This is a genomic window from Trichocoleus desertorum AS-A10, assembly GCF_039962155.1.
In the GTDB taxonomy this organism is placed as follows: domain Bacteria; phylum Cyanobacteriota; class Cyanobacteriia; order FACHB-46; family FACHB-46; genus Trichocoleus.
This window is the reverse complement of sequence record NZ_JAMPKN010000081.1, coordinates 1-11,106: the sequence shown is the minus strand read 5'-3', so window position 1 is coordinate 11,106 and position 11,106 is coordinate 1. Positions and strand designations below refer to the sequence as shown.

10 protein-coding genes and 2 pseudogenes are annotated in these 11,106 nt (G+C 48.4%); 9 read left to right on the top strand and 3 right to left on the bottom strand.

The window, feature by feature from the left end; translation table 11 throughout:
- Positions 1-83: 83 nt before the first annotated feature.
- The 8 genes from NDA01_RS30135 to NDA01_RS30100 all read left to right on the top strand — a co-directional run bounded on the left by NDA01_RS30135 (position 84) and on the right by NDA01_RS30100 (position 8,206).
- Positions 84-389, top strand: coding sequence for a hypothetical protein (locus NDA01_RS30135; RefSeq protein WP_348230928.1), 306 nt, complete (start codon positions 84-86; stop codon positions 387-389).
- 192 nt (positions 390-581) lie between these two features.
- Positions 582-926, top strand: a complete 345-nt coding sequence (locus NDA01_RS30130; protein WP_431193586.1) for a hypothetical protein — start codon at positions 582-584, stop codon at positions 924-926.
- Positions 927-1,461: 535 nt separating this feature from the next.
- Positions 1,462-3,105, top strand: coding sequence for a hypothetical protein (locus NDA01_RS30125; protein ID WP_348230927.1), 1,644 nt, complete (start codon positions 1,462-1,464; stop codon positions 3,103-3,105).
- Entirely contained in the window at positions 3,102-4,052 is a 951-nt protein-coding gene (locus NDA01_RS30120) for a hypothetical protein (RefSeq protein WP_348230926.1), read from the top strand. The genes NDA01_RS30125 and NDA01_RS30120 overlap by 4 nt, the downstream gene beginning before the upstream one ends.
- A 105-nt stretch (positions 4,053-4,157) precedes the next feature.
- Entirely contained in the window at positions 4,158-5,102 is a 945-nt protein-coding gene (locus NDA01_RS30115) for a ferritin-like domain-containing protein (RefSeq protein WP_348230925.1), read from the top strand.
- Between the two features lie 51 nt (positions 5,103-5,153).
- Positions 5,154-6,530, top strand: coding sequence for a radical SAM/SPASM domain-containing protein (locus tag NDA01_RS30110; RefSeq protein WP_348230924.1), 1,377 nt, complete (start codon positions 5,154-5,156; stop codon positions 6,528-6,530).
- On the top strand, positions 6,530-7,945 hold the full coding sequence (gene qhpG / locus NDA01_RS30105; protein WP_348230923.1) for a flavin-dependent monooxygenase QhpG: 1,416 nt from the start codon (positions 6,530-6,532) through the stop codon (positions 7,943-7,945). Before NDA01_RS30110 ends, qhpG begins: the two co-directional genes overlap by 1 nt.
- Before the next feature lie 30 nt (positions 7,946-7,975).
- Positions 7,976-8,206 carry a hypothetical protein gene (locus NDA01_RS30100; protein ID WP_348230922.1) on the top strand — a complete coding sequence of 77 codons (231 nt, stop codon included), beginning with the start codon at positions 7,976-7,978 and terminating at the stop codon, positions 8,204-8,206.
- 102 nt (positions 8,207-8,308) lie between these two features.
- On the opposite strand, the pseudogene NDA01_RS32160 reads toward NDA01_RS30100, so the two are convergent.
- Positions 8,309-8,413, bottom strand: a pseudogene (locus NDA01_RS32160) (IS1 family transposase); the annotation flags it as partial.
- Between the two features lie 193 nt (positions 8,414-8,606).
- Here NDA01_RS32160 and NDA01_RS30095 point away from each other — a divergent pair.
- Positions 8,607-8,744, top strand: a pseudogene (locus tag NDA01_RS30095) (IS256 family transposase); the annotation flags it as partial.
- Between the two features lie 104 nt (positions 8,745-8,848).
- On the opposite strand, the gene NDA01_RS30090 reads toward NDA01_RS30095, so the two are convergent.
- Together NDA01_RS30090 and NDA01_RS30085 are read right to left on the bottom strand one after the other, a co-directional pair.
- A complete protein-coding gene (locus NDA01_RS30090; RefSeq protein WP_348230921.1) occupies positions 8,849-9,367 on the bottom strand; it encodes a site-specific integrase in 519 nt (172 codons plus the stop codon).
- A 568-nt stretch (positions 9,368-9,935) separates the two neighbouring features.
- Complete coding sequence (locus NDA01_RS30085; protein ID WP_348230920.1) at positions 9,936-11,006, bottom strand: WD40 repeat domain-containing protein; 1,071 nt, start codon at positions 11,004-11,006, stop codon at positions 9,936-9,938.
- Positions 11,007-11,106: the final 100 nt, after the last annotated feature.

The window sequence follows — 11,106 nt, the reverse complement described above, 5'->3', positions numbered from 1 at the left end:
GAGGCGATGTGCGATCACAAGTAGAATTCGTGTCTCAAATTTTCGGACTTGTTGCTTAATCGGGTTGAGCTAGAGCCAATCCTTTGTTCTTCAATAGTTCTTGCGACACAACCGTTGCGATCGGGGTTTCAACTCGGTATGTACGCAAAGTACTGAGTGAAAAACGACAGGACATTACCGAAGAAAAAAATAGGAACTCAGATCCTATTTTTCAAAAGCTAAAGCTACTAGGAAGACTTGAAGCTGCGTTAGAAGAGCTGGCAGCATTGCCAGAGCCAGAACGGCTCACTCGCTTGGAGAAGACTTTATTTAAGGTTATCCCCACTTTCCTGAAAACTGTAAGAAACAATATCAACGAAACAAAAGTGGCAATAAAGAAGCTGAAGTAATCCTCACAAAACAACTTCTGTAGGATTGCATGCAATTGTGAGTGATACCTCTAACAAGGTACCAGCAAATTTTTATTCAAAAGTTAGATGATGGAAGCTACAAGCTTTTCGTGTTTCCATTCAATTGATTTCCCCAGCAAGTGGGGACTAGCACCGGGTAAAACCTGGTTCAAATCGGAACTGGGGATTTACATGTTTCCCTTCTTCACCCATTGCACTCCAGCTAATGTCTCAGATGATGCGGGATTGGTTGAAATGTTGAGGCTCAACATCGACTACTTCAAGTCAAAACCGGTCAATATTCCCAAGATTACCATCCTCCTAGACCACGGCTATCACATTGATTATCTGATTGAAGAATTGGAGAAGATTTATCCTCAGATCATGACAAAAATCAGGTTTGTAGCTTGCTTCCCGAAGGGTACTTTCGACCAAACCCTCGAAACAAGAGAAGGCAGCGCAAGGAAAATCTGGATTTGTCCCAGCAGTAGCGAGATGGGTTATCGAACGATCCAATGCTTGGATGGAGCGGTGTAAAAGTTTGGTGAAAAACTTTGAGCGAACTCTATCTTATGCAGAAACTAAAATTCACCTCTGCTTTGTCAGGCTAATGCTGAAGCGGCTTGCAGCCACTTCCTGAGATGTCAAATGGGTTCTACAGGGTCCTCTAAGCTGGCTGGCAAAATGTTCTAGAACGGTTGCAGCAGTTGATGGCATAGTCAGTTAAGAGTCTCTAGTAGAACCGTCTAATCCAGTATCTTACCCACTCTCTTGGCCCACTTTGGATGCGCTTGCCCTGAGTAAGAACTGAATCGAATTTTATATTTGTCAGTAATTTCTCGGTGGCTTAACTAAGGGCTTTATACTTTATTTAAATTTAAATTGTTTCCAGTTGTTACACGATATCTAGAGGCAAACTTTTCAGTTTGAGTTTGAAAAGATTCTCTGTTGCCGCTCTAGAGTGCTTGGCATTTTGTTTAAGTGAATACTGAACTGTCAGCTTGGCGTTCCTTTGAAATGATGCAGAAGCCTGTTTTTTTGCGTAATTAGTACAATCTTCAGCAGTAATTGAATGAAAAATGTGACTCTGCTTGAGCTTTACTTTCTTCCACCAATGGCAATGGCTCGCTTAGGAAATTCTGATACTCCATTGGAAGCGTTTGCTTGGGAAGAGGATGCACGTATTCACAGTGCTTGCCGGACGGTGATACGTCCACGCATTAGCTTTAGGGTGCGATCGGACGGTTCCCTAGAACCTTACTTACCAGAAGAAATTCAATTCAAGGATGACGGCAAAATTCGCCCTGCTGCTCCTTTTTTTGAATTATGGGCGGATGTTTTGGTTGACTCACAGGGTTTTCAACAAGTGCCAGTAACGCTTGATCTTCTAAACAGCCTGGGGGTTTCGCTAGAAAAACATCTTCTAATTCACGCCCATGCAGCAAATACCAAGGCTTCGCGTCGAGTGAAGGACCCATCCTGCAGTTTTGCTGCCAGAGTCACGATTCGAGGTGGCGATTTCTCTCAGCATCATCTTCTCGCTTCCAGTCCCTCTTTTCCAGAGCGAGAATCACTCGTTTATCACGATGCTCCGATTCCACTAGGGCATGTGCAACTCATTCGTCCTGTATCGGAGAATTCAATGGAACAGGATTTGAGTGTTGTGCGGGTCCGCTTTACCCCGGCCAAGGGTGAAGTTTACGGACCGGCCAACGCGAGCGCAGGCTCTGTCTCTCCGCTAGAACCGGGTCGTCAGCTTTCCTATGCCTCGATTGCCGCACGCACCCATGAAATCGTACCTGAGCAAAATCGAATTCTGAATCCAAATACGCCCTGGTCTCAATATGTGATGGATACTGGCAAGGCCGACGATCCCCAGCCTTCGGACAGTTATGATGGCGCAAATGTGGGCAACAGTATCTGTTGGGGTGTCGTAGATGATACCTGCGAAATCGTTTTGAAAGCCGAACTAACCGTGAAAGGGCAACGGTTTACTGCCTCAACGCGCGCATTTGTTGCGCCGCCAGATTATGCGCCTGATCGACGTCCTTTTTTCTCAATGGCAGATGAACTTGCCGATCGAGAACTGCCCCCGGTCGAAATCAATGACGCCACCGCAGAGGTGACAGCGGAGGAAATTCACGATCTGTTTAAGCGAATTTTTGAAACCACTAATTTGCTTAATCTGGATGCATCAAGAGATTACTTGATTCGAGAAAATCTCAAACGTGCCCCCCTCGATCAGTGGCAATCTGCTCCTCACATTGGTCGTGAGGGCATGACCCGTGCTGACAAACCCCTTGCCCGCCTTTCCTCTGACATTCTTAATGATGGGTTAAATGGAAAGCCAAATGTAGGACACAGTCGTTTGCCCTACACCGATTTGAGTGAACATGCCCACGGCTCATTTACCAGTCTTGATTACTTAATTTTGTTTATGAAGACTCGGGGCGATCGCCTGAAGCAAATGATTCGTCCGCCGTTTGGCAGTTTTGCTCAACTGCCTGTAGAGCCTTTAGCAGAGCCACATCCAGACTTTCGTGATCCAAGAGTGTTTCGTGACACTCTCCACGATATGAGGATGCCCCCCTATATGCGCGATTCCGATCGAGAACCTCTGTCGCTAACGCGACGACAATACACGATGCTGATGGATTACCTTACCTTTCTTCAGCAGCAGGAAGCATCCGTTCAATCCCATCAGTCAGACTCATGACATCCAAAAAAATCTTTCCCCGTAATCTCACGGCTCGTCTAGCTTATCAAGCCGCAGGCAACCCAGTCTCTAGCCGTTTAGAAGATGAGGTAGGTAACTGCTTTCCCGGTTTAGGCATTGATCTACGCAACCTGGATCGACGGTTCTTTCCAGGATTAGTCTTCAACTTTGCCGGACGTGAACACCGAGAACTCGATCCTGAAATTCCTGAACTGTACGGTGCCCGCTTAGCCTCGGTTGAGGATGAGTGTGATCCTGATTTGCATACGTCTGACCCAGCCGCGATCGCCCTATTAGCAGAGTTCCATAGTCCCCGGGGACGGGCGCTACGGGTTGGAGAATGGTTTATCGACACGATCGAACAGAGTGGTAAAGAAATTGCCCTGTACGATCGCAATTCCAGGGGAGAGCGCATTCCTATGGATGGCATGGCGGTTTGGCGCATTGTTCGCAGCCTACAGCCTGGTAGAGTGCAGCTAAAACTGGTGCGGCGCGACTATCAAGATGCAGCAGGACAACACCCCATTATTGAATTGGAAGGATGGCGACGACAGTTTGTTGATGCTAAAACAGGAACCCTTAACGAGGTGTATCAGCCAGGCGAGTTAGTGCAGAGTTTATGTTCACCGTGGCAGCATGATATGCGCGATTGTGCCTGCATGTATTGGGCAACCAACCGCCCAGATGTTGTCTTTGCCGAAGTCCCAGCGGAGTCTGAAGAAGAACTGTTGGCGTCAGATGACGCAAATCTGCGGCTAGATTGGCTCCGTAGCGATCGAGAAGCTACAGGACGAGTGTTTGCGCCCAATTCCTATCGGGAGTTACGCAAATATCAACTGGATAACCATGAAATCAATGCTCGTTGGGTAGAGCTAAATTTTGTGCTAGAGAGCCGCGAAATTCAAGAATCCTACCGCCCACCAGAGCCAGAAAACGGGAAATCCTAACGATCGTCGCTGCCTATTCTGCAACCAGTACTTGCGTGTAGTTTTAACAGGACTGCACAACCTCAACTAGATCATAAAAATCTTCGCCAGGTGGAGCTAAATTCTGTGCTAGAAAGTCGTGAAGTTCGAGAATCGTGCTCATCAGGCTTGAAGGACATACAACCCTATGCCAGCCCGTTAGAGGTCGCTCAAATACTGCGGGATGAACTGATCCCTCTAGAACTGACGCTCTCTTTGGAATACCTCTACGCCTATTTCTCAATTCAACATCCTGAAGACATTCTCACTCCAGACAAACGGTTTCCTACACTGATTGAGGATTTAAGTTTGGTGCGACGGTCACTCCTGCTGATTAGTGCCAGTGAGATGACCCATTACCGCTGGGCGCATCAACTCCTCTGGTCACTACATGCTGAGGGATTGGTGGACGATGCTTTTACTCCAGTGATTACATTGTCGCCGCAAATTCCCCGTCCTACTGCACACGGACCCGTTGAGCAAGGGTTCCGGGATCGTGCCCTCAGACCGTTTAGCCCCGATGTCTTAGCTGACTTGATCGCTGTTGAGCGTCCCAGTGGCTACATTGATGGAGCCTATGCCAGAGTAGTGAGAACGCTACGATCGCCAGAATATCCTGAGCGTCTGTACGAACTTGCTGCCAAAATTGATGCCGACGGTATGGGGCATTACAGCAAACTATTAGACATTAAACGAGTACTGGCAAAATATGTTCAATCAGATTCCATCAGCACCTATCTGCGAGATTTGAGATTAGGTACGACGAGTGAAACCCATGATGCCCTGGAAAGCTATAAAGCAATCCTGGTAGATGTTCAAAAAACCTATACATCTATGTACCGAGGTGAATTTCGTGCGGCTACAATTACCGTCGATCGTGCCCACGATTATATGACACTCCTGCAAGAGCAAGGTGAATGGCTGGCTCGTCAGGGGTTGGGCATTCCTTTCTTTGGGGATGCGAACGAACCAGACACGCACCTATCGGACAGTAACCTGCTTGAATATCTCGATCGAGTAGACCGACGCTAGATGACCTGTCTACCTTCTCATTTGATCCAACTCCGTTATCCGGCATTCCCAATGAGCATTCTTCCAATTGATCTGATTAGTGAAGTTGAGACGTTATACCGTGCGTCCGCTCCGCAGCTTCCTCAAGTGCATTTCTTTGAAACAGATTACGGGCTGCATACCCTGGTGGCTGATGGTTCTCAAGTATACGCGGTTACGCCTGAGCTACGACAAGAGATTGAAATTGCTGCCCAAACAACTCCCGAATTTGTCAATCAACTGCTTGCTGAGTGTGGATTGACTACTAGACCCTTTATAGAGGGGCAACCATTAGAAAATCCTCCCTTGCGATCGCTGTCTCTTGCAGTTGCCCAAAAATGTAATCTGGGTTGCACTTACTGTTATGCCCAGGAGGGTGGGTTTGGGGAAGCCGCCAAAAGTATGTCATGGGAAATTGCTAAAGCGTCGGTAGAACGGTTGTTTGAGGATACTCAAGCGGGAGACCGAGTGAATCTCTCGTTCATGGGTGGCGAACCGTTAGTGAATCGCCAATTGATTCAAGCAGCAACTCAGTTAGCCGCAGAGTTTGCTACAGCCAAGCAAGTCAAAGTCGGGTTTGGCATTACAACAAACGGTACATTACTGACCCCTGATGATGCTGCTTTTTTTGAGCGCTATGGGTTTGCGGTAACAGTGAGTATGGATGGCGTTGGGGAAACGCACGATCGTCTGCGTCCCTTTAAAAGTGGTAACGGCAGCTTCGACCGGATTGTTGCTAATCTCAAACCCCTTCTAGCCAACCAGCACCGTATGCAAGTATCTGCACGAGTGACGGTAACGCCACAAAATCTAACCCTACGAGACACCCTGGACCAGTTGATCGATATGGGCTTTCATAGTGTTGGTTTCTCTCCTATGCTGAGTTCTCCAACGGGTAAAGCACAGATGGAAGTCACGGACCTCGATCTCATGCTGGAACAAATGATCGAGTGTGGTCGGGAGTTTGAGCGACAGACGATCGCAGGGCACCGCTATCCATTCTCTAACCTGACTTTAGCCATGCAGCAAATTCATCGTGGCACCCATCGCCCCTACCCCTGTGGAGCCGGAGCAGGCTACATGGGCGTTTCAGCAAATGGAAATCTTTGGGCTTGCCATCGATTTGTGAATGATGAAGTAGGATTGATGGGCGACCTCACCACAGGATTAAACCGGGAACGCCAGAATGAGTGGTTGGCTCAACGCCAAGTAGACCTTCAGGAACCGTGTAAGGGCTGCTGGGCAAGATATCTGTGTGGGGGGGGCTGCCATCATGAAGTGATCCATCGCGGTAGACCCGCTTGCGATTACATCCGAGGCTGGCTACATTTTTGCCTGCAAACTTACATTAATTTGATGGAGCAGTGCCCTGACTATTTCACATCTGTTCATTCTACGTCCGCAGTTTGATGGATTCCTTGATTGAGGCAGAAGTTTGTGTTGTGGGAGGTGGACCGTCTGGGTCTACGATCGCCCGTAAGTTAGCGCTATTGGGACATCAGGTGTGCTTGCTTGAAAAAGCTACTTTCCCTCGTTCGCACATTGGTGAGTCGTTCCCACCCACTATCATGCAAGTGCTAGATTTGTTGGGTGTACGGCAGCAAGTTGAAGCAGCAGGATTTTTTAGACCTACACAGTCTCTAATTCGTTGGGCAACTCCTGAAGCTGCTGGGAAGACTCAACCCGGTGACGCAGGGTTGCAGGTCGATCGAGGTCAGTTTGATCAATTATTGCTAGAAGCAGCCCAGGCAGTTGGCGTACAAGTGCTACAGCCTGCTCATGCAGGTCGCCCATCTTCACACGGTAAGTATCAGTGGACTGTTCCGGTTTACTGGCGCGATCGCCCAATCACTATCAACGCTCAATTTCTGATTGATGCAACGGGTAAACATCGTTCTCCGGGTCGTCCAAAACAGCATCATCCAATTGCAACCCTTGCCCTGTATGGATACTGGCGGGATACTCCCTTTCGGGACTGTGGATCTCGCGTCGAGGCGGGCAGCGAGGAATGGTTCTGGGGTGCGCCCTTGCCAGATGGTCGATTTAATGCAGCAGTTTTTCTGGATGCAGAACGGTACACTAAGACCAAAGTAGGACGCAAGCAGTGGTATCGGGAGCTTCTCTCGAAGACAACTTTATTGAGAGACTGTTTACAAGGGCAGCTAGACGGTCCAGTTCAAGTTTGTGATGCTTCTGGCTATCTCAATCAAAATCCAATTGGACTGGATTGGATCAACGTTGGCGATGCCGCATTTGCGATCGATCCCCTATCTTCTCAGGGGGTGCAGATGGCGATGATGTCTGCATTTCAGGGAAGCATTGTTGTCCATACGCTACTTGCAGAACCAGCATCCGCCGATGCCGCAATCGCCTTCTACCGCAACAAGCTGCAAGAAACCGTAACACGATCGCAACGAACAGCCGCTCAAATTTATGCGACCCAATCGCTCTACCCAATGACTCCCTTCTGGGAGCAGCGCTCCCAACTAATCCCCGACCTAGAATCAGTTCAGTGGGAGCGAAACACAGCCATCTTTAACATTGATTCCCCAATTCGCCTGTCGCAAGCCGCGAAGCTGATGCAAACGCCAGTCATACAACACGATTCTGTTCGCTGGCTTAATGCACTACACCATCCTAGTTTGGACAACCCTGTCGCTTACTTGGGAGACTTGGCGATCGCGCCACTACTCAATGAACTTACGGCAGAACAAACCGTTGTAGAGTTGATGCAGCGATGGTCTAACCAGCATAACCTGTCAACCTGTTGGCAACTACTACAGTGGTTTTGGTCTAACCATATTATTCTGAATAGTTGTCCCTAAGAATAAAAGATATTTATGAAGGAGACGCCGATGGCAGAAGATTCTGAGGCACAATCAGCCAGAACACAACGCAAGCGGGAATTAAGACTTCAGATCTGGGGGTGGTTTCTGTTTATTGCATCAGCAAGTTTTTATACGGTATCAAGCCTGCGTAGTGGAGATATATTAAGTTTGCTTGGTAGTTTATTTTTTCTCGCAGCTTGCCTCATATCTGCCACGCCCGTAATCAGTCAGCAACTTAAATCAACCAGAAAGAATTAAGTGAAGATTAAATCTTAAAGAATTGCAGGCTACAACCAAGGTTGATTTAGTTGAAAAAGAAATCATTCTTGGGATTACTGCTTACAACTTAGTTTGTTCCATTCGTCCGGTTTGTTGTCTGGCAATACCATTGGTTCTCTCTAATCGTTGGGTCTTGCCCTTGCCAATGTAATGCACGATTTCCCCGGGTAATACTCGCTCGTAACCACCCTATAGAGCTTCGCTCAGCCAAAGGCGTACATCACTATTAAACCGTGGACAGGCTGTTTTTCTCCCACTACTGACCATCAGTGCCACTCTCCAGTGTCGGATGAAGGCAGTCCACTTCATCTACTTCAGGAAATCCCTGTTGTTTGTTATCAGGCTAATGTCATTAATGGAAGATCAGGAGGAGTAGCATTCCCTCAGAAAAGTTCTGAAGAACCATCGCGCTTTTCCTACCGATGAGTCGGCGATGAAGGTGGCTTACCTGACAATTCATAATATTGCCAAGAAGCGGACCATGCCTATTCGCGATTGGAAACTTGCTCTTGACTGATTTGCAATCGATTCTGGGGATCGCCTCCCCGTACAGCATTCTTCTCTTAACACAATCTATTTGACATACTCTCTGAACGTTCGACCACCTTTAGCTGGAGCGGCTCATCGTGATGGTGGTTCTGAATGGCCACGCTTCCACCAGTTCATAGCCTTGTCAGTTTTATCTCGGCTAGTGAGCTGACTGTAGGTGCGATCACCCTCTCTCACAGAATGTCCCATCATCTCTGCTAAAGCCTCATCTTGCTCACGATTGCCATACTTGCGTTGCCAAGTAATCGCAATTCGGCGGAAATCGTGAGGAGTTGTGCGTTTGGGCTCACCAAACAGATGCCCTGTTGCTGTGTACATAGTTTGAGATACGAGCTCTCCAATTCTAGAATCATCGTAGGGCTGACCAAAGCTCTTCGGTTCACGAGTATTCAGTTTGAGAAACAGCCGGTTATGATCGGTCAGCACCTTGGGCCGCCAGACATTCAACCACTCATCCAGATCATCAGTCAGGATTGAAGGTAAGCAAAATTCCCGCTCTTTGCCAGTTTTACTGCCTGTTTTGCGATCTTCTGGGCGGAGTTTGATCACGTAACCATCTGGCTCTCGGAACAGGGTACGCCCTAGCTCCAACTCCCTGAGTTCACGCTGTCGAATAGGACAATAAGTCAGCTCATTCGTGGAGATTTTTCTTGGCAGATTGCTATAGTCAAGTCAAAGCTAAAAATTCCTTCAAAGCAGCTACACCTTGACTTGTCTAGCTCATAGCGTAACGCAGTCGAAGACACCATGCCAAAGGTTGGGAAACAAAATACAGAACACTTAAATGTCAGGCTGCCTCAGGCTGAAATGGAGATCCTTAGGCAGTATTGCAAACATCAACACTGCACTCAATCAGAAGTGATTCGCTCCTTCATTCGCAGCCTACAGGAGCAGGTCACTTCCCTAGAAACCCTGCAGCCTTAGCTACCAGATCGACTCAGCTTGTAGACGCACTGATGCAAATTCTCGTGTAGCAATATCAGAGCTAAAAGTGAGGCGATCGCTCTGCCTCCACTTGAAGAACACTTGATTCTCTGGAAATCTCAGGCAAGAATTCTGCGCTAGTTGCGATCGCCCTCCACATCCTGCTGCATCTCAGACAGTAATACATTGGATGGGTTGGCAGCTGTTTCCAGAAGGGACATGGTCATAAACAACTTTACTGTTGTTTATTCCAAACATATTGCTTGCAAGTCTTGTAGGCTTCCCTCGCAATGTCACCTTCAGACTTCACTAAACTGGGATGATACTGCAATCGTTTGCAGGTGGTCTCAAGCAAGCTCTGCCATGAAACATCCCATAGCCGCACCGTCTTGTCACTACTCCCACTGACCACCATCTTGCCATCTGGACTGAAGGCGGCGGAAGAGACCTCAGCCTCATGCCCTTTGAGAGGTTGACCAATAGGAACCCTCGTCTTGGCATCCCATAGCCGCACCGTCTTGTCCCAACCCCCACTGACCACCATCTTGCCATCAGGACTGAAGGCCACAGAAATGATGGCAGCCTCATGCCCTTTGAGAGGTTGACCGATAGGAACCCTCGTCCTGGCATCCCATAGCCGCACCGTCTTGTCCCAACTCCCACTGACTATCATGTTGCTATCCGGACTGAAGGCCGCAGAAATGATGGCATCCTCATGCCCTTTGAGAGGTTGACCAATAGGAACCCTCGTCCTGGCATCCCATAGCCGCATGGTCTTATCACTACTACCACTGACCACCATCTTGCCATCTGGACTGAAGGCCACAGAAATGACCGCATCCTCATGCCCTTTGAGAGGTTGACCAATAGGAACCCTCGTCCTGGCATCCCATAGCCGCACCGTCTTGTCCCAACTCCCACTGACCACCATCTTGCCATCCGGACTGAAGGCGGCGGAAGAGACCTCATCCTCATGCCCTTTGAGAGGTTGACCAATAGGAACCCTCGTCTTGGCATTCCATAGCCGCACCGTCTTGTCCCGACTACCACTGACCACCATCTTGCCATCCGGACTGAAGGCCACAGAAATAACCTCAGCCTCATGCCCTTTGAGAGGTTGGCCAATAGGAACCCTCGTCTTGGCATTCCATAGCCGCACCGTCTTGTCCCGACTACCACTGACTATCATGTTGCTATCCGGACTGAAGGCGGCGGAAGAGACCTCAGCCTCATGCCCTTTGAGAGGTTGGCCAATAGGAACCCTCGTCTTGGCATTCCATAGCCGCACCGTCTGGTTGTGTCGCAAGAACTATTGAAGAACAAAGGATTGGCTCTAGCTCAACCCGATTAAGCAACAAGTCCGAAAATTTGAGACACGAATTCTACTTGTGATCGCACATCGCCTC